Consider the following 16,677-nt stretch of genomic DNA (forward strand, 5'->3'; position numbering starts at 1 on the left):
CCCGAGAGCCAGGGGTGGGCGCTCCCTCAGAATGACAGGTGTTTTTCAGGATTCAGGCTTTTCGGCGGATCATCATCATCCCGAATCGGGAAAACAACACTTTCATAGGTACAGAGGAACAGAGTCAGACAGAGGAACCAATATGATATGTCAGTTCGCTTTCTCTGTCTGACTCTGTTCCTCTGTACGATTGTTCTTTTTCAGGATCTGTATCAGATCAGACAAAAAACGCGCGGCAGCCGCGGGGGGCGAGCCCACGACTGCCGGCGCCGGCAAACGACATTCGCTGGATCGCGAAGCGCCCGCCTGACCTGCGCGAACCTCGGTTGCAGCCGCACGCCACCGGTGTGTGACGCACGACTGCATAAAGACAACGCGCCAGGGGCGCCGAATTCTAACGCGAGGCCCCATCCGCGGCCGCCGGATACGCTCACAGCCGCGGGGCGACGGCGGCGGCCGCATTGGCGGAGGGGACCACGGGGAACACCTCGAAATCCACGATGTCTTCCCAGCTGGCCATCCACTCGCGCAGCAGCCGCTCGTCGTCGCACTCCATCACTTGAAAGCAGCGGCGCAGGTCGTCCGTCACCCAACTGGCCACGTAGCGCAGCCCGTCCGGCGCCAGCCGCCCGCGGTCGCGAAAGCGGCGGTACACCGGCACCGGGTCCCCGCCGCGAAAGTCTTCGACGATCATGTACAGCATGCGGATCTCCCCCTGGACGAGGCACTGAGACGGTCCCGCTCTTGCGACCGGGCGACCACGGATTTTCCAGATGCGAACCTTTCAGCGCGGAGACGCTCCATGTCCGACAGCAGCCAGGGCAACACCGGAACCGGGGACGTGACCTACAACCTAGTCAGCATCCTTTATCATGCCCTGCAGGCGGCCGAGACGCACGACCAGTACATCCGCGACGCCGAGGAGTCGGGCGACCAGGACCTCGCCGCGTTCTTTCGCGAAGTGAAGCAGGAGAACACGCGCCGCGCCGACCGCGCCAAGGAGCTGCTGGCCCGCCGGCTGACCGCCAACTCCTGATCCGCCGCGTATCGTCAGCCGCGGCCGGCGACGCCTCCACGGATCGCCGGCCGTTCTCGTTTCTGAAAAGACGTGCCTCACGCATAGGCGCGAAGTCGCGGAGAGGGAAAGAAGAATGGTTCTCTCCACGTCTTGGCGTGAGGCTTGTTTGCCCCGTGATTTGACACAGGCGCAAGGCAGGATCTACTCTGGAGCGGTCCGCATCCTGCTGGGCGGCGGGGCGGACACGCGTGAAACATGGGAGCGGATGAGCCAGTCGGACATTCCGGAGAACGTACGCAGCTTCGTGGCGCAGCACATCGACAGCGCCGAGCTGCTGGAGACGCTGCTGCTGGTGCATTCCGGGCCGGAGCGCGAGTGGACGCCGGAAGAGGTGGCCCGCTCCATCTACACCGTGCCCGCGGGCGCCACCCGCCGCCTGGAGCAGCTGGTGGCGATGGGGCTGGCGTCGTCCAACAACGCCGCCGACCCCGCGTACCGCTACGCGCCTTCGCGCGCCGGGCTGGGCGCGCAGGTGGACGCGCTGGCGGCCGCGTACCGCGCGCAGCGGGTGGCCGTCATCAACCTGATCTACAACCAGCCTCCCAACCCGCTCCGCAGCTTCGCGGACGCCTTCAAGCTCAGGAAGGACTGATGGCGACCCTCGTATACGCCCTTTGCGCCCTGACCAGCCTGGCCTGCGCGGTGCTGCTGCTGCGCGGCTACGCGTCCAGCCGCGCGCGGCTGCTGCTGTGGTCGGGGCTGTGCTTTGCCGGCCTGGCCGCCAACAACGTGCTGCTGCTCATCGACAAGCGCGTGGTGCCCACCATGGACCTGTCGATGTGGCGCTCGCTTCCCGCGCTGGCGGGCGTGGCCCTTCTTCTTTACGGACTGGTATGGGAGACGCGCTGACGCCCCTGGTCAGTGGCCTGCTGGTGATGGGCTACGCCGTGGCCGGGCTGTTCTTTCTTCGCTTCTGGCGCGAGACGCGCGACCGGCTGTTCGGCATCTTTGCCGGCGCGTTCTGGCTGCTGGCCGTGCAGCGGCTGCTGCTGGCGCTGTTCCAGGACCCCGACAACGAGCAGGTGTGGCTGTACGGCATTCGCCTGCTGGCCTTCGTGCTCATCCTGGTGGCCATCATCGACAAGAACCGGGGCGGGCGCTGAGGCGGAGGGCCTGTTACAGCAACTGTCCTGTTACGTATCAGATGCACAAAACCGTTGTGCGGGCGGGCGCGGAGGATTAAACTGGGATCTTCGCCCCACCGTATGCGGCACCCCTGCCGGATCGGCCCGCCTTCTGAGGTGGCCCATGGCGCCCATCCGCGTCCTGATCGTCGACGACGATCCTGATCAGCACACCCTGTGCGGCGTGTTCCTTGAACATGCCGGCTACCACGTCCTGCACGCCTTCGACGGACAGGAGGGGGTGCAGGTGGCGCGTGCCGAGCAGCCGGACCTGGTGCTGATGGACATCCGCATGCGGCGGATGGACGGCGTCACCGCCCGCCGCGCCCTGGCCGAAGACCCGTCGACCTCCGCCATCCCCGTGGTGGCCGTCTCGGCCGACGTGCTGACCTGGCCCGAGCGCCGCGTGCTGGACGAGGGCTTTGCGGGCCACGTCACCAAGCCGTGCAACCTTCGCCACATCGGCCTGCTGGTGAACGTGCTTGCCCGCCGCGGCGTGCGCGAGCCCTTTCTCGCCGGCACCGCCCTGGCCGTCTAGGCCGCGCGGCGAACGCAGAAGCGGGCCCGGAGCGTCATGCTCCGGGCCCGCTTTCGTTCATCCGACGGGGTGAGCGGGTGAACGGGTGAACGGGTGAACGGGTGAACGCGTGGCCGCCGAGGCCCTCTCCCCGCCGACTTCGCCGCTCGTTCCTCGCGGCTCGCGGCGACCCCTCCCCAACCCCGGGGGAGGGGTTGTCCGTTTCCTCGGCACCGGACGGATCATACCAGATCCTGAAAAAGAATGATCGTACAGAGGAACAGAGTCAGACAGAGAGTAATTCCTCTGTCTGACTCTGTTCCTCTGTACCCATAAAGGTGTTGTTTTCCCGGATTCGGTATCAGCGCGTATTTCACCGCGTACAAGGAACGGCTGGGATTCGGCCTCCCGCACAACAAAACCCCTCCCCCGCGGTTTGGGGGAGGGGTCGACCGCCGTCGCGAGGAACGAGCGAAAGGCCGGTCGGGGGAGAGGGCCCCGCGGGTCGCGACAGTCCCGCCGCTCGTTCACCCGTTCACCCGTTCACGGATCCGCCGCCTCTTCCCGCTCCGACGCCTCCGCCGCCGCCCCTTCCCTGCTCGATCCCCGAATCTCCACCCCGCCCAGCACCAGCCCGCGCACCGGCAGCCCCTCCGGCAGCATGCGCTCGATCGTCGCGACGCGGACGGGGTCGGCTTCCAGGTCTACGTCCACGAAGCGCAGCGTATCGCCCAGGATCATCCCGAAGTCACCCACCAGGTGCGTGCCGGGCGCCCGGATGTCGCTTTCGCGCGCCAGGAACATCAGCCCGCCGGGGCGGTGCTCGATGCGCAGCGAAAGCGATCCGCGCGCGTCGGCGGGAAAGCGCGGGTACAGCCACTGCAGGTCGCGGAACGCCACCGAGTCGCTGCGGAACGCCAGGTCGTACATTGGCGCCTTGCCGGGGTCGAACCAGGCGGGAAAGCTGTCCGTGCGCACAACGCCCGACATCGACAGGGTCGATCCCGGCAGCCGCAGCACGGGCGCGTCCAGCTCCACGTGGCCGCGCAGGAGCGCGACCTGCCCCTGGATCTGGTTGAACTGCACCGGCTTGCGAAAGATCTGCGCGACCCCCCGCAGCGAGTCGATGTGGATGCGCGACCCCGTGGCCGACCCCGGCGCAAAGCGGATGCGCGAAAGGCGCCCGTTGAGCCGGCTGAAGTTCATGGTGCGGATGTACCCGCCCCGCACCGTGTCCACCAGCGCCAGCGACGTATCCGAAAGCGCCTCGGCCAGCGCCACCCGCCGCGCCGCGGGAGAGAGCGTGCTGTCGGGCTGCCAGGGCGTCTGCACCCGGGCAATGCCGTTGATCACCCGGATGGTGTCGAGCAGCGTGGCGCGCTCGATCCGCGGCTTGCTAGGGTCGGGCTTCTGCGGGTTGGCGAAGATCGCCTGGTAGTTCCACAGCGTGTCGCCGGGAAGCTTGAAGACGTAGATCTCCGGCTCGTACAGCGTGGCCTTGGTGATGTGGATGCGCGGCGAGATGAGCGTGGTGACGCGGTAGTTCAGGTACGCGCTGTCGGCCACGACGAACGCCCGGCCCTGCCGGTCCACCAGCCGCACGCCGTACAGCTTGGCGCCCTCGAACAGGTTGCCGCTGATGCGCTCCACCAGCAGGTCGCCGCCGTGCACGTTCTTGCCCAGCGCGGCCAGCGTGCGGCTCAGCACGAACTCGTGCCCGCGCTCCGTGCGCGCGACCACGTTCAGCAGCAAGAGCAGCAGCGCGACGCCCAGCGCCACGCCGCCCAGCCCCCACGTCAGCACCCGCACCGCGCGCCGGGCCATCAGCCCCCGCGCCCGGCGCGGGCCGCCCGCGGCCTAGACCGTTGCATCGCGGCGCTCCCTGCGGTCGTCCATGAAAATGCTCTCCACCCCGTGGCCCAGCCCCTCGTCGTCGTCCAGCACTGGCGGCCGGCCGCGGCGAAAGAACAGGTGGCGGCTGGTGGGCACGAAGTCGCCCGCGTCGTCGAAGTACATGTAGTGGGTGATGCGGATGACGCCGCCCCCCACCCGCACCACGTTCAGCGAGTTCTTTTCGCGCTCGCGCGCGCGGCCGCGGCGCGAGGTGCTGGTGCCGCTCTGCGCGATGATGATGCCGTGCTCGCGGTCCGCGCCCGCGTACACGTCCAGCGAGTTGCCGATGTACGCGCGGTGCAGGTGCCCGCCCAGGATCAGGTCCACCCGCATGGCCGTGAACGCGTCCAGCGCGCGCTTGGCCTTGGGCATCACGTCCGCTCCCTCCCAGTCCGGCGGCGGCGCGAAGTGATGGTGCGATACGATGATGCGCAGCGTCTCGTCGGGCAGGTTCCGGAACGCCTCGCGCGCCAGGTCGATCTGCCAGCGGTGAATGCGTCCGTTGGTGATGGCCTGCCGCGGCGCCGTGGAGTTCAGCGACACGATCACCGCGCCGGGGATCTCCGTCACCTGGTCCAGCGTGTCGCTGATGTGCTTGCGGTAGTGCCGGTACGGGTCCAGCAGCCGCTCCAGCCCGCGGTACAGCGGCACGTCGTGGTTGCCCGGGGTGACGATGGTGGGCACCCTGGGCAGCCGGTCGAGCCACGCGCGCGCGGCGGCGAACTGCTCCTCCGTGGCCCGCTGGGTAAAGTCGCCCGAGGCCACGATGCAGTCGGGGCCCAGCCGGTGCGCGAACTTCTGCAGCGCCTCGCCCACGCCTTCGTGGTACGGCGGGCCAAAGTGCAGGTCGGATACGTGGAGAAAGGAGATCAAGCCGGCTTCGCCGCGTGTCGGTGGATGGTCTTCAACCCGTGTCATGCGTCCCCTTAGCCGCTACCCGCGTGCCACGGCGCCGGATTGGCGCACCAGGCCGGGAAACGGCAGGTCCGCGCGGGCGTTCAGGTCCAGCCCGCCGGTCTCTCCCCGCCCCCAGCGAAAGAGCGCCGCCCGCGCGATCATCGCCGCGTTGTCCGTCGAAAGCCGCGGCGAGGGCGCGTACAATTCTCCGCCCCGCCCCAGCCGCTCCCGCAGCGAATCACGCAGGGCGCGGCTGTTGGCCACGCCGCCGCCCAGCACCACGCGCCGGCAGCCGGTCTGCTTCACCGCGCGCAGCGTCTTTTCCGTCAGCACGTCCACCACGGCGGCCTGGAAGGAGGCGGCCACGTGGGGCACCTCCTCCGCCAGCCGCCCCTCCGCCTCCAGCCCGCGGACCAGAAGGCGCAGCGCGTTCTTCAGCCCGCTGAACGACATGTCGTAGTACTCGGCGTCGCCCGGGCGCTCGCCGCGGTTGAACAGCGGGCGCGGCAGGGGATGACGCTTCGGATCGCCCGGCTCCGCCGCGCGCTGGATGGCGGGGCCGCCGGGGTAGCCCAGGCCGAGGATCTTTCCCGCCTTGTCGAACGCCTCGCCCGCCGCGTCGTCGCGGGTGGCACCCAGCAGGTGGTACTCACCCCACGCCGGCACCCACAGCAGCATGGTGTGCCCGCCGCTGACGAGCAGCGCCACGAAGGGCGGTTCGGCGCCGGGATGCTCCAGGTGGGTGGCGAACAGGTGGCCCTCCATGTGGTGCACGCCCACGACCGGCTTGCCCGCCGCCCACGCCGCCGCCTTTCCCCACGCCAAGCCGACGAGCAGCGCGCCGATCAGCCCCGGCCCGGCGGTCACGCCCACCAGGTCGATCTCCTCCAGCCGCACCCCCGCCTCGCGCAGGGCACCGTCCACCACGTCGTCCACCGTGCGCAGGTGGGCGCGGCTCGCCAGCTCGGGCACCACGCCGCCGTACAGCTGGTGGACGTCCTGGGTAAAGATGACGTGCCCCAGCAGGTCGCGCTCGCCCCGCAGCACCGCCGCCGAGGTCTCGTCGCACGACGTCTCGATCCCCAGCACCAGCGTGGGCGCGCTCACGGCCGGGCCCCCTGCTGCGCGGACGGCGCGCCCTGCCCGCCCGCCGGGGGGTTCTGCCCGCCCGGAGGCGGATTCTGGCCACCCGGCTGCGGATTCTGCCCACCCGGCGAGGGGTTCTGTCCGCCCGCCGGTGGCGCGGCGCCCTGCGGGTAGACGCGGACGCGGGCGGGGTTCGCGCGTCCCGCGGTCCCCGGCGGCAGCCCGTCGAACACCAACGGCGCGTCCACGCCCTCCGCGGGGACGACGGGCGGCAGCGAGTCGCGCGGGACCACGGCGCGCAGGCCGGCGGAAAAGACGCGGTCCAGCACCCGCCGCGCGCCGCTCACGTTCACCTGCACCTGCGCGGGCGTGGCCACCAGCCCGTCGGGAACGTAGACCGTGACCGGGCCCATCGACCGCTCCGCGCGCAGGTCCACCGGCCCGCTCACCCGTACGCGGTTGCGCGAAAAGCTGAGCCCCTCCATCCCTTCCGTGTCCAGCGCCACCTCCTGCGAGAAGGTGCTGTCGTCGGGGACGATGTCGAAGCCGCGGGTGGACACGGAGTCCAGCGCCGCCAGCCGGTCCGCCGGCCCGGTGACGCGCACCTCCGCCGGCAGCACCTCCAGGCTTCCTCCGACGACGTACCGCTGGGTGGAGCGCGCCGCCAGCCGGGCGCGGACCGGAACGACGCGGCTGGTCAGCCGCTGCACGTCCACGCGGACGACGGCGGGGCGGATGTCCTGCACGTTGACGGAAAGGCCGGCGGGAATGCGCAGCATGGAGGCGTCCAGCGCAAACGCGCGCCGGTTGCCGATGTCGCTCAGCGGCAGCACCAGCGAGGGACGGTCCAGCGCCAGCTCCCACAGCTCGCGCCCCGGCCCGCTGAAGCGCACGCGCACCTCCGCCGGGTCCGCCGCGCCGGCCAGCACGAACTCCGGGTCGCGCACCACGGGGTCGATGCGCACGGGGATCCACTGGCTGGTCACCTGCTCGGCGCTGACCGCCGCCCAGATGAGCACGGCCAGCCCCAGGGCCGCCAGCTTGAGGCGCCAGTTGTAGGTGAGCGAGTGTAGCGTGAAGTGCCGCCTCACCCGGGTCAGCTCCGCAGCAGGCGGCGGATGAGCTCCGGGTGCGAGCCGCTGTCCCACTCCGTCGCGCCGATCACCTTTTTCTGGATCACCCCGTTGCGGTCGATGACGAACGATTCGGGGACCCCCGTGGTGCGGTAGGTGCGCTGGATCTCGCCCGAGGGGTCGTGCCAGATGGTGAAGGTAAGGCCCAGCGCGCGGGCGAACTCGGCCACGTCGCCGCCGCCGGGCTGGTCGGCGGACTGCGCCTTCGGCGCTGCCGCACCCGGCGCCGCGTCCACGCTCACCGCGACGATCTTGAGGCCCTGCGGGCCCAGCTCGCGGTGCAGGCGCTCCATGGAGGGCATCTCGTCGCGGCAGGGGCCGCACCAGGTGGCCCACACGTTCAGCAGCACCACCTGGCCGCGCAGGTCTTCCAGGCGCACGGGGCGGCCCTGCAGGTCCGTCGCGGTGAACGACGGCGCCTGCATCCCCACCTCAACGGGCATGAAGCGGTCGCGCGCCATCCAGCCGGCGCCCAGCAGCAGCGCCAGCACCACGACCACTCCGCCCGTGAACCCCAAGTGCCGCGACTTCGCCATCGATGGATGTTGCCTGGTGTGTCTGGTGATGCCGATTCGGGTGCGCCGAAGCCGGTTCTGAGCTGCGTCCGCGGGGCGCCCCCTCCGCTCGCCCAGGCTCGCACCTCCCCCAAAACTGCTGGGGGAGGTTGGGGGTGCCGACGGTTATGTGGCTCGACGAAATGCATCGAACTGCGCCCGCAGGGGTGCCCCTCCCCCGGCCCCTCCCCGTTCGTTCCTCACGGAGAGGGGAGAATTCGATCCCGCTCCGACGGCCCCCACTCTGGCCGCCTTTACCCAACCCGCAACGTGGCAGGCACTTGCCCTGCCCCACCGCCGCCTGTCCGCGAAGGCGGACTTCGTGTGGTTGTTGCAGCGAATTCATTCGCCATTGCCGCCCTTTGCGCCGCACCCGCGGGACCGCTCCGCGACCTGTTGCGACGTTTATACCCTCTCCCGCTTGCGGGAGAGGGTGCGAGCCTGAGTGAGCGGGTGAGGGCCCCCGCAGGTGCCAGCGCAATCCCTGTCGTCGACCCGAGCCCTCTCGGCTACCCCAACCTCCCCCGGCAGTTTTTCGGGGGAGGTGCGAGCCTAGGCGAGCGGAGGGGGCGCCGCGGGCGCAGCTCGAAGCCTAGGGGACGCTCGGCTCCGGCTCGTCCGGCTCCGGCTCCTCGGCGGGCTCCTCCGCCGGCTCTTCGACGGCGGCGGCGGAATCGACCACGACGGCCGCGGCGGTGTCCGCGGGCGGAGGCGGCGGGGTGGGGTCGGCGCCGGCGAGCGTCACGCGCACCCCGGAGCCCATCCGCAGGCTGTCCCCCGCCGCTGGCGCCTGCGCGATGATGATCCCCGCGCTGTCCGCCGACGACGGATCGTAGCTCACCCGCCCCATCGACAGCCCGCCCGCCTGCAGCCGCGCCCGCGCATCCGCCGGCATCAGCCCCACCACGTTGGGCACCATCACGCTGGGCGGGCCGGCGCTGATCAGCAGCTCCACGATCCCGCCCACGGGCGCCGGCTTTCCCACCTCCGGCCGCAGCCCCAGGATGGTCCCCTCGTCCCGCCGGTCGCGCACCCGGCGGATGGCGACACGAAAGCCGTAGCGGTGCAGCAGGCCGATCACGTCGCGCCGCGGCAGGCCGCGGATGGCCGGCAGCACGCGCATCTCCGGGCCGGAGCTCAGCACGATGCGCACCGTCGAGCCGCGCGGCACCTCTTCGCCGGGAAGCGGCGTCTGCATCAGCACGCGGCCGCGGCGCATGCGGGGGTTGGGGATGGGCTGTCCGCGCTGCACCTCGAGCCCCAGCCGCTCCACCGCCCGCTCCGCCGCGCCACGCGTGCGCCCCGTCAGGTCCGGCACGGTGACGATGGCCGATCGCCCGAAGCCCGGAAAGAAGAGGAGCGTCATCAGCACGTAGCCCAGCACGAAAAAGCCGGCGCCGGAGATCAGCACCCACTTCAGCAGCCGCCGCTCGTCGAAGTAGCGGCGCACGCGGCCGGGGATCTCGCGGTGCCAGCCGGTGGACGGCTTTCGCGGCGCGCCGCGGGGCTGCACGCGCCTCACGCCACCCTCCGCAGCCGCGCCGCGAAGGCGCCGTCCACGCCCTGCCGCTGCGGCAGCACGCACAGCCGCCCCGCGTCGTCCAGCAGCGACGCGTCCACCACGCCCGCGGGCGGCTCGATGCGCCACCCCGCGCGATCCGCCAGGAACCGATCGATCCGCAACTCGTTCTCCTCCGGCTCCAGCGAACAGGTGGAATACACCAGCAGCCCTCCCGGCTTCACCAGCCCCGCCGCCGCGGCCAGCAGCTCGTCCTGCAGCCGCGCCAGCGAGTCCAGGTCGTCCGGCGACACGCGCCAGCGGCCGTCCGGGTGGCGGCGAAAGGTGCCGGTGCCCGTGCAGGGCGCGTCCAGCAGCACCGCGTCCACCGCGCGAAAGGGGGGATGGCGCCCGTCCGCCACCACGCCGCCCACGCGCTCGCCCCAGCCCACGCGCTCCGCGTTCTCGCGCACCCGCCGCAGCCGCCGCGGCGAAAGGTCCGCCGCGGCCACGCGCCCGGCACGCTCCCCCAGCCCCAGCGCCTTGCCCCCCGGCGCCGCGCACAGGTCGATGACGTCCCCACCCGCCGGCACGCTGGCGTAGCGCACCACCAGCGCCGCCGCGGGGTCCTGCACCACGGCGGGGACCACGGCCAGCGCCTGCGCGGCGGTCGCGGGCGGCGGAATGCGCAGCGAGTCCGGCGCGAAGTCCACCAGCTCGGCCGCGATCTCCGCCTCCGCCAGCTGGTCCCGCGCGTCTTCGACCGACATGCCGAGCGGGCGGATGTACAGCTCCGGCCGCAGGTTGTCTGCCTCGGCCAGCGCCCGCGCCTCGTCCGCGCCCCAGCGCTCGATCCAGCGCTCCGCAAGCCAGCGCGGGTGCGATCCCCACGTCTCCAGGTGCGACACGGGGTCCGCCTGCGGGTCGGGAAAGCGGAAGTTGGGGCGGCGCTGCATGTTCTGCAGGATGCCGTTCACCAGCCCCGACGCGTACCCGGCGCCCGCCATCCGCACCAGCTCCACGGACTGGCTGACGGCGGCGTACGGGGGCACGCTTCCCATCTCCAGCAGCTGGTACGCGCCCAGCCGCAGCACGTCCAGCACGTCGCCGTCCAGCGAGGCGATGCCGTCGCGCGCAAAGCCGTCGAGGATGTGGTCGATGCGGCCGCGCAGGCGAAAGGTGCCGTAGACCAGCTCCTGCGTCCACGCGCGCTCGCGCCCCTCCATTCCCTGCGTCGCCAGCTCCAGCGCGCGGTCGCCCAGCTCGCCCTCGCGAAAGCGGGCCATCGCCTCGAGCGCCGCCTGCCGCGCGACCGTCGGCCCTTCCGCCATGCCGGTCAGTCCAGCATGCCGGCCAGCGGCGACGACGGCACCGCCCGCTCGCGCCGCGGCATGCGCCCGGCCAGGTACGCCAGCCGCCCCGCCTCCGTGGCCAGCGCCATCGCGCGGCTCATGCGGACGGGGTCCTTCGCCTCGGCCAGGGCGGTGTTCATCAGGATGCCGTCCACCCCCTGCTCCATCGTCACCGCCGCGTCGGACGCGGTGCCCACGCCGGCGTCCACGATCACGGGGACGGAGAGGCGCGACTTGATCGTGCGGATGTTGTACGGGTTCACCAGCCCCAGTCCGCTACCGATGGGCGACGCCAGCGGCATCACCGCCGCGCACCCGGCGTCCTCCAGCCGCAGCGCCGTGATCAGGTCGTCGTTGGTGTAGGCCAGCACGACGAACCCGTCCGCCACCAGCTCCCGGGCGGCGCGCAGGGTGGCGTCCGCGTCGGGGAGCAGCGTCTCCTGGTCGCCGATCACCTCCAGCTTTACCCAGTTGGTAAAGCCGGCGGCGCGGGCCAGGCGCGCGTAGCGGATGGCGTCCTCGGCCGTGTAGCAGCCGGCCGTGTTGGGGAGCAGCAGGTAGTGGTTGGGATCGAGATGATGGAGGACGCCCTCCTCCTTCGTGCGGTCCAGGTCCACGCGGCGGACGGCCACGGTGACGACCTCCGCGCCGGAAGCGTGGATGGCGCGCACCATCTCGTCGTTCGATCGGTACTTGCCCGTCCCCACCATCAGCCGCGAGCGCAGCGGGCGCTCCGCGATGACGAGCGGCGCGTCGAGCGCGTCGGCGATGGCGGTCGGTTCGTCCAGCAGGATAGACATCACTACGATAGTACAGGATTACGAAAGTACGGCCACGATGCCGCTGGGCGCGTTGGGCTCTCCCACCGCCACGATTCCCGTCCGCGCAGGCGGACATCGCGTTTTCCCAGCCGCGAATTCATTCGCTTGGGGGCCGGGACGCGCGGCCTCGGCTCTGGCATGGCCTGGATCCGGCTGCGTCCGCCGGGGCCCTCACCCGCTCGCTTAGGCTCGCACCCTCTCCCGCAAGCGGGAGAGGGTATAAACGTCGCGACAATCCCCCGGCGTTTCCGATCTGGTCCGGCTCCCCTCAACACCCTCCGCCGCAGTTTGGGGGAGGGGTCGGACGCCGTCGCGAGGAACGAGCGAAAGGCCGTCCGGGGGAGAGGGCCACGTCTCAGCCGCCGCCGACGAAGTGGACGAGCTCCAGCTGGTCGCCTTCGTTCACGGCGACGCCGGCCAGCGTCTCGCGGCGCAGGATGTCGCCGTTGTGCTCCACGACCACCATGCGCGGGCTCAGCGACAGGTGCGCCAGCAGGCCATCGACCGTGAGCCCCGCGGGAATCTCGCGCTCGTCGCCGTTCACGCGGACCGTGATGGTGGCCGCTACCGCCGTGTCGCTCATCTATTCCTTCCAGTGCTTCAGATACTCGTTCACCGCCTCGGCGGGATCGGGCGCATCCCACACCCCGCGGATGACCGCCACCCCCGCCGCGCCCGCATCCCGCGCCTCCGCCGCCCGCGCCGCCGTCACGCCCCCGATCGCGATCACGGGGATGCCCAGCGCCGCGATCTCGCGGATGCGCCCGATCCCCGCTCCGCGCCGATCCGGATGCGACGGCGTGTCCCAGATCGTCCCCGCGAGCAGGAAGTCCGCCCCGCCCCGCATCGCATCCCGCGCCTCATCCACCGAGTGGACGGAGACGCCGAGCAGCCGGTCCGGCCCCAGCAGCCGCCGCGCATCCGCCGCCGTCATCCCCCGCCCCCCGGCGTGCGCGCCGTCCGCCGCCGCCGCGAGGGCCACGTCCACCCGGTCGTTGACGATCAGCAGCGCGCCCGCATCCGCCGCCATCGACCGCAGCGAGGAGGCAAAATCGTACATCCGCCGCCCCGCCCCCTGCGGCGCCCGCAGGTGAAACGCCGCCGCCGCCCCACCCGCCCCGAGAATCCGCCGCGCGCGATCGAGAAAATCCCCCCGCGCCACCACCTCATCGTCCGTCACCACGTGCAGCGGCGGAATGCGTGCAAGTTGGGTCATGCTGCCGCACCGAAGGTCGCGGCTCCGCTCCAAACTCTCCGCCACAGTCCGCGAAGGCGGACTTTGCGATTTTCCAGCGGCGAATTCATTCGCTCCTGGTGTCCGGGCGCCGAATTCAGACCTGCTGCTCCCCACCCAGCCGGTCCCCGACGGCCACACCGCGCCCGCGTACCCAGTCGCCCGCGGGCATGCGGCGCTTGCCGGGGGGCTGCACCTCGCGCACGCGCACCGCGCCCATCCCGCAGGCGATCAGCACGCCCTCGGCGCCAGTCTCGATCACCTCGCCGGGAACGCCGCCCATCTCGTTGACCACCTTCGGGCGAAAGAGCTTCACCGGGCCGCGCGCGCCGTGCGGCGTCCAGGCGCCGGGAACGTCGTCCATCCCGCGAATCCACAGCGCCACCTCGTCCGCCGGCAGCGACCAGTCGATGCGCGCCGTCTCGCGGTCCACCTTGGGCGCGTAGGTGGCGCGTTCGTGGTCCTGCGGCGTTTCCTGGATGCCGCCGTTCTCCATCAGCGCCAGCGCCTCGACCAGCGCCTCGGCGCCGACCTCCGCCAGCCGCCCGCCCAGCTCGCCGGCGGATTCTTCGGGCTCGATGGGCTCTTCCACGCGCAGCAGCATGGGGCCGCTGTCCAGCCCCGCCTCCATGCGCATGATGGTGACGCCGCTGGTGGCGTGGCCGCGCACGATGGCCCACTGGATGGGCGCCGCCCCGCGCAGCTCCGGCAGCAGGCTGGCGTGGATGTTCACCGAGCCCAGCCGCGGCACCGCCAGCACCTCGGGCTTCAGGATCTGCCCGTACGCCACCACCACCGAGATGTCGGCGTCCAGCGCGCGGATCTGCGCCAGGAACTCGTCGCCGCGCGCCTTTTCGGGCTGCAGCACGGGGATGCCGGATTCCAGCGCCTCCTGCTTGATGGGCGACATGGCCACCTCGCGGCCGCGCCCCGCCGGCCGGTCCGGCTGCGTGACCACGCCCACGACGACGTGCCCCTCTTCAGACAGGGAGCGCAGCGCGGGAAGCGCGAACGCCGGGGTGCCCCAGAACAGGACCTTCACGCGGGCCTCACTTGTCCGCCAGCTTGCGGTACTTCGCCAGCAGCATCTTGCGCTTGATGGGCGAGATGCGGTCGATGAACAGCACGCCGTCCAGGTGGTCGATCTCGTGCTGAAGGCAGCGCGCCAGCAGCCCTTCCGCCTCGATGCGGACCGGCTGCCCCTTGGCGTCCAGCGCGTCCACCACGCAGGTCACCGGCCGCTCCACGGTGGCCGCCACGCCGGGAATGCTCAGGCACCCTTCCTCCACCCGGTCCTTGTCGCCGCCCAGCTCCAGGATGGTGGGATTCAGCAGCGCCATCGGCTCCGAATTGTCCTCCTTGAGGTCGATCACGATCAGCCGCTGCGACAGGCCGACCTGCGGCGCCGCCAGCCCGATGCCGCGCGCGTCGTACATCGTCTCCAGCATGTCCGCCACCAGGCGGTCCAGCTCCGGGCCGGGCGCAGGGACGTCCTCCGCCTTCTTGCGGAGCACCTCCGAGCCCAGCATCTCGATGTTCAGCCGGGCCATGGCTACACCTTGATCTCCGGCCGGACGGGATCGCCCGCGCGGCGCGCGATCTTGGAGCGCTCCACCACCACCGTCGACGAGCCGCTGCGCACCTCCACGCGGTCGTCGCGCACTCCGGTGATGACGCCGATGATGCCGCCGGCCGTCACCACCTCGTCGCCCTTGCCCAGCGCCTGCACCATCTCCAGGTGCGCCTTGGCCTGCCGCCGCTGGGGAACGATGATCATGATCCAGAAAAGAAAGAACAGGATGACCAGCGGCAGCATGCTGAACAGCGGGTTCCCCCGCTGGGGCGCCGCTTCTCCGCTCGCCTGAATCATCGCCAAGAGTAGAGTTTCCATGGTTCCGGTCCGGATTGGTTGATTGTTCGAGAAGGTTACAGGTTACAGGGGACAGGTTACAGCCTGCACCCGCCACCGCTGTTTTGCCCGCTATTCCCTATTCCCTGTTCCCTATTCCCTGCCGTCCTGCTTTGCCCGCGTGGAACCGCTCGAGCCAGTCCCGGCTCCAGGACCCGAAATCCCCGGCCAGGATGTGCTCGCGCGCGCCGCGGGCCAGGCTTACCAGAAAGTGCAGGTTGTGGATGGAGAGGAGCCGCATCGAAAGGCCCTCCCCCGCCACGAACAGGTGCCGCAGGTACGCCCGGGTGTAGGTGCGGCAGGTGTAGCAGCCGCAGTCCGGGTCCAGCGGGCCGGCGTCCGTCAGGAACCGCCGCTGCTTGATGTTCACCTGCCCCTCGCCCGCGATCCACACGGCGCCGTTGCGCCCGTTGCGCGTGGGCGCCACGCAGTCGAACATGTCCACCCCCCGCCCGATGGCCTCAAGCAGGTCGTCGGGGTAGCCCACGCCCATCAGGTAGCGCGGCAGCCGCGCGGGAAGCTCCGGCTGCAGCGCCTCGAGCATGGCGTGCATGGTGGGCTTGGGCTCGCCCACGGACAATCCGCCGATGGCGATGCCGTCCCAGTCGCCCGAGTCCAGCGTGGCCCGCGCCGACGCCACGCGCAGGTCGGGGTAGATGCCGCCCTGCACGATGGGGAACAGCGTCTGGGTCGGGCCGTCGGGGTCCTCGTCCGGCAATTCCAGGAACCGCTTCCGGCAGCGCTCCAGCCAGCGCAGCGTGCGCTGGTACGCTTCCGTCGCCAGCTCGCGGCTGCTCTGCCCCGGCGGGCACTGGTCGAAGGCCATGATGACGTCGGCCCCCAGTGCCCGCTCGATCCCCATCACCCGCTCGGGGGTGAACAGGTGGCGGCTGCCGTCGATGTGGCTCTGGAAGGTGACCCCCTCCTCCTCGATGACGTTGATGTCGGAGAGGGAGAACACCTGGAACCCGCCCGAGTCCGTGAGGATGGGGCGGTCCCAGTTCTGGAACCGGTGCAGGCCGCCCATCTGCCGCACCACTTCGTGGCCGGGGCGCAGGTACAGGTGGTAGGTGTTGCCCAGGATGATCTGGGCGCCCAGCCCCTGCACCTCTTCGGGCGTCAGCGTCTTTACCGTGGCCTGCGTGCCCACGGGCATGAACACCGGCGTCTCCACCACGCCGTGCGGCAGGGCCAGCCGCCCGGCGCGCGCGGCGCCCTCCGTCCCCTGGATGTCGAACTCGAACAGCGGTCCCCCCTCCGTGCATCCGCGCGCGGCGCCGCGAATTGCGCCCGCCCGCAACCGTTTCTGGCAAGCGGGTAGTTTGGGGGATGCGGCGGGCGGTGGCAAGGCGCGGCGCGTTTGAATTCAGGAACGGATTGGCTTGACAGGGAATAGGGAACAGGGAATAGGGAATAGCCGGCAACGGCGGCCCGGATGCCGCAACTGCTGGCCCAAGTTCCGTGAACAAGGGTCTGCGCAGCAGGTGGGGAACTCACGCGGAGTTAGCGGAGTGGCGTTGTCCCATGCCTCCCCTCACCCCTCCCCCGCAGTTTGGGGGAGGGGTCGGACGCCGTCGCGAA

Annotated in this window: 20 protein-coding genes; 5 read left to right on the forward strand and 15 right to left on the reverse strand. The window is 71.0% G+C overall.

What is annotated here, in order from left to right; translation table 11 throughout:
* Positions 1-430: 430 nt before the first annotated feature.
* On the reverse strand, positions 431-703 hold the full coding sequence (locus tag VGC13_RS02175; RefSeq protein WP_331123552.1) for a DUF3303 domain-containing protein: 273 nt from the start codon (positions 701-703) through the stop codon (positions 431-433).
* Between the two features lie 99 nt (positions 704-802).
* Here VGC13_RS02175 and VGC13_RS02180 point away from each other — a divergent pair, with 99 nt between their 5' ends.
* The 5 genes from VGC13_RS02180 to VGC13_RS02200 all read left to right on the forward strand — a co-directional run bounded on the left by VGC13_RS02180 (position 803) and on the right by VGC13_RS02200 (position 2,740).
* Positions 803-1,036 carry a hypothetical protein gene (locus tag VGC13_RS02180; RefSeq protein ID WP_331123553.1) on the forward strand — a complete coding sequence of 78 codons (234 nt, stop codon included), beginning with the start codon at positions 803-805 and terminating at the stop codon, positions 1,034-1,036.
* 247 nt (positions 1,037-1,283) lie between these two features.
* On the forward strand, positions 1,284-1,670 hold the full coding sequence (locus tag VGC13_RS02185; RefSeq protein ID WP_331123554.1) for a hypothetical protein: 387 nt from the start codon (positions 1,284-1,286) through the stop codon (positions 1,668-1,670).
* Positions 1,670-1,927 carry a DUF5985 family protein gene (locus VGC13_RS02190; RefSeq protein ID WP_331123555.1) on the forward strand — a complete coding sequence of 86 codons (258 nt, stop codon included), beginning with the start codon at positions 1,670-1,672 and terminating at the stop codon, positions 1,925-1,927. Before VGC13_RS02185 ends, VGC13_RS02190 begins: the two co-directional genes overlap by 1 nt.
* Complete coding sequence (locus VGC13_RS02195) at positions 1,912-2,181, forward strand: DUF5985 family protein (RefSeq protein ID WP_331123556.1); 270 nt, start codon at positions 1,912-1,914, stop codon at positions 2,179-2,181. Before VGC13_RS02190 ends, VGC13_RS02195 begins: the two co-directional genes overlap by 16 nt.
* A 145-nt stretch (positions 2,182-2,326) precedes the next feature.
* Positions 2,327-2,740 (forward strand): response regulator, encoded by a 414-nt coding sequence (locus VGC13_RS02200; protein WP_331123557.1) that lies wholly within the window; start codon positions 2,327-2,329, stop codon positions 2,738-2,740.
* Between the two features lie 522 nt (positions 2,741-3,262).
* Here the strand turns inward: VGC13_RS02200 and VGC13_RS02205 are convergent.
* From VGC13_RS02205 to tgt, 14 genes are all read right to left on the reverse strand, one after another.
* Positions 3,263-4,543: a hypothetical protein gene (locus tag VGC13_RS02205; protein WP_331123558.1), complete on the reverse strand. Its 1,281-nt coding sequence runs from the start codon at positions 4,541-4,543 to the stop codon at positions 3,263-3,265.
* 33 nt (positions 4,544-4,576) lie between these two features.
* A complete protein-coding gene (locus VGC13_RS02210; RefSeq protein ID WP_331123559.1) occupies positions 4,577-5,485 on the reverse strand; it encodes a metallophosphoesterase family protein in 909 nt (302 codons plus the stop codon).
* Positions 5,486-5,545: 60 nt separating this feature from the next.
* Positions 5,546-6,616 carry a tRNA (adenosine(37)-N6)-threonylcarbamoyltransferase complex transferase subunit TsaD gene (gene tsaD, locus VGC13_RS02215; protein WP_331123560.1) on the reverse strand — a complete coding sequence of 357 codons (1,071 nt, stop codon included), beginning with the start codon at positions 6,614-6,616 and terminating at the stop codon, positions 5,546-5,548.
* On the reverse strand, positions 6,613-7,686 hold the full coding sequence (locus VGC13_RS02220; RefSeq protein WP_331123561.1) for a hypothetical protein: 1,074 nt from the start codon (positions 7,684-7,686) through the stop codon (positions 6,613-6,615). The genes tsaD and VGC13_RS02220 overlap by 4 nt, the downstream gene beginning before the upstream one ends.
* A 5-nt stretch (positions 7,687-7,691) precedes the next feature.
* Positions 7,692-8,264 (reverse strand): TlpA disulfide reductase family protein, encoded by a 573-nt coding sequence (locus VGC13_RS02225; RefSeq protein WP_331123562.1) that lies wholly within the window; start codon positions 8,262-8,264, stop codon positions 7,692-7,694.
* A gap of 610 nt (positions 8,265-8,874) precedes the next feature.
* Positions 8,875-9,804: a PASTA domain-containing protein gene (locus VGC13_RS02230; protein WP_331123563.1), complete on the reverse strand. Its 930-nt coding sequence runs from the start codon at positions 9,802-9,804 to the stop codon at positions 8,875-8,877.
* The gene (locus VGC13_RS02235; protein ID WP_331123564.1) at positions 9,801-11,111 is read right to left on the reverse strand and encodes an RsmB/NOP family class I SAM-dependent RNA methyltransferase; all 1,311 of its coding nucleotides are present in this window, start codon (positions 11,109-11,111) and stop codon (positions 9,801-9,803) included. Before VGC13_RS02235 ends, VGC13_RS02230 begins: the two co-directional genes overlap by 4 nt.
* Before the next feature lie 5 nt (positions 11,112-11,116).
* Complete coding sequence (locus tag VGC13_RS02240; RefSeq protein WP_349264170.1) at positions 11,117-11,902, reverse strand: thiazole synthase; 786 nt, start codon at positions 11,900-11,902, stop codon at positions 11,117-11,119.
* 406 nt (positions 11,903-12,308) lie between these two features.
* Positions 12,309-12,536, reverse strand: coding sequence for a sulfur carrier protein ThiS (gene thiS / locus VGC13_RS02245; protein WP_331123566.1), 228 nt, complete (start codon positions 12,534-12,536; stop codon positions 12,309-12,311).
* Positions 12,537-13,169 (reverse strand): thiamine phosphate synthase, encoded by a 633-nt coding sequence (locus tag VGC13_RS02250; protein WP_331123567.1) that lies wholly within the window; start codon positions 13,167-13,169, stop codon positions 12,537-12,539. It abuts the gene before it with no gap.
* A gap of 115 nt (positions 13,170-13,284) precedes the next feature.
* Positions 13,285-14,229: a methionyl-tRNA formyltransferase gene (gene fmt, locus VGC13_RS02255; RefSeq protein WP_331123568.1), complete on the reverse strand. Its 945-nt coding sequence runs from the start codon at positions 14,227-14,229 to the stop codon at positions 13,285-13,287.
* A gap of 7 nt (positions 14,230-14,236) precedes the next feature.
* Positions 14,237-14,737 carry a peptide deformylase gene (gene def / locus VGC13_RS02260; RefSeq protein WP_331123569.1) on the reverse strand — a complete coding sequence of 167 codons (501 nt, stop codon included), beginning with the start codon at positions 14,735-14,737 and terminating at the stop codon, positions 14,237-14,239.
* Positions 14,738-14,739: 2 nt separating this feature from the next.
* A complete protein-coding gene (gene yajC, locus VGC13_RS02265) occupies positions 14,740-15,078 on the reverse strand; it encodes a preprotein translocase subunit YajC (RefSeq protein WP_331123570.1) in 339 nt (112 codons plus the stop codon).
* A 97-nt stretch (positions 15,079-15,175) separates the two neighbouring features.
* The gene (tgt, locus tag VGC13_RS02270) at positions 15,176-16,342 is read right to left on the reverse strand and encodes a tRNA guanosine(34) transglycosylase Tgt (protein WP_349264171.1); all 1,167 of its coding nucleotides are present in this window, start codon (positions 16,340-16,342) and stop codon (positions 15,176-15,178) included.
* Between the last annotated feature and the right edge of the window lie 335 nt (positions 16,343-16,677).

This window comes from Longimicrobium sp., assembly GCF_036399255.1.
Taxonomy (GTDB): Bacteria; Gemmatimonadota; Gemmatimonadetes; order Longimicrobiales; family Longimicrobiaceae; genus Longimicrobium.

Excerpts from the sequence above, each read along its gene's own strand:
- VGC13_RS02175 (WP_331123552.1), bottom strand. The coding sequence starts at position 703 with ATGCTGTACATGATCGTCGAAGACTTTCGCGGCGGGGACCCGGTGCCG.
- VGC13_RS02180 (WP_331123553.1), top strand. The coding sequence starts at position 803 with ATGTCCGACAGCAGCCAGGGCAACACCGGAACCGGGGACGTGACCTAC.
- VGC13_RS02185 (WP_331123554.1), top strand. The coding sequence starts at position 1,284 with ATGAGCCAGTCGGACATTCCGGAGAACGTACGCAGCTTCGTGGCGCAG.
- VGC13_RS02190 (WP_331123555.1), top strand. The coding sequence starts at position 1,670 with ATGGCGACCCTCGTATACGCCCTTTGCGCCCTGACCAGCCTGGCCTGC.
- VGC13_RS02195 (WP_331123556.1), top strand. The coding sequence starts at position 1,912 with ATGGGAGACGCGCTGACGCCCCTGGTCAGTGGCCTGCTGGTGATGGGC.
- VGC13_RS02200 (WP_331123557.1), top strand. The coding sequence starts at position 2,327 with ATGGCGCCCATCCGCGTCCTGATCGTCGACGACGATCCTGATCAGCAC.
- VGC13_RS02205 (WP_331123558.1), bottom strand. The coding sequence starts at position 4,543 with ATGGCCCGGCGCGCGGTGCGGGTGCTGACGTGGGGGCTGGGCGGCGTG.
- VGC13_RS02225 (WP_331123562.1), bottom strand. The coding sequence starts at position 8,264 with ATGGCGAAGTCGCGGCACTTGGGGTTCACGGGCGGAGTGGTCGTGGTG.
- VGC13_RS02235 (WP_331123564.1), bottom strand. The coding sequence starts at position 11,111 with ATGGCGGAAGGGCCGACGGTCGCGCGGCAGGCGGCGCTCGAGGCGATG.
- thiS (WP_331123566.1), bottom strand. The coding sequence starts at position 12,536 with ATGAGCGACACGGCGGTAGCGGCCACCATCACGGTCCGCGTGAACGGC.
- VGC13_RS02250 (WP_331123567.1), bottom strand. The coding sequence starts at position 13,169 with ATGACCCAACTTGCACGCATTCCGCCGCTGCACGTGGTGACGGACGAT.
- def (WP_331123569.1), bottom strand. The coding sequence starts at position 14,737 with ATGGCCCGGCTGAACATCGAGATGCTGGGCTCGGAGGTGCTCCGCAAG.
- yajC (WP_331123570.1), bottom strand. The coding sequence starts at position 15,078 with ATGGAAACTCTACTCTTGGCGATGATTCAGGCGAGCGGAGAAGCGGCG.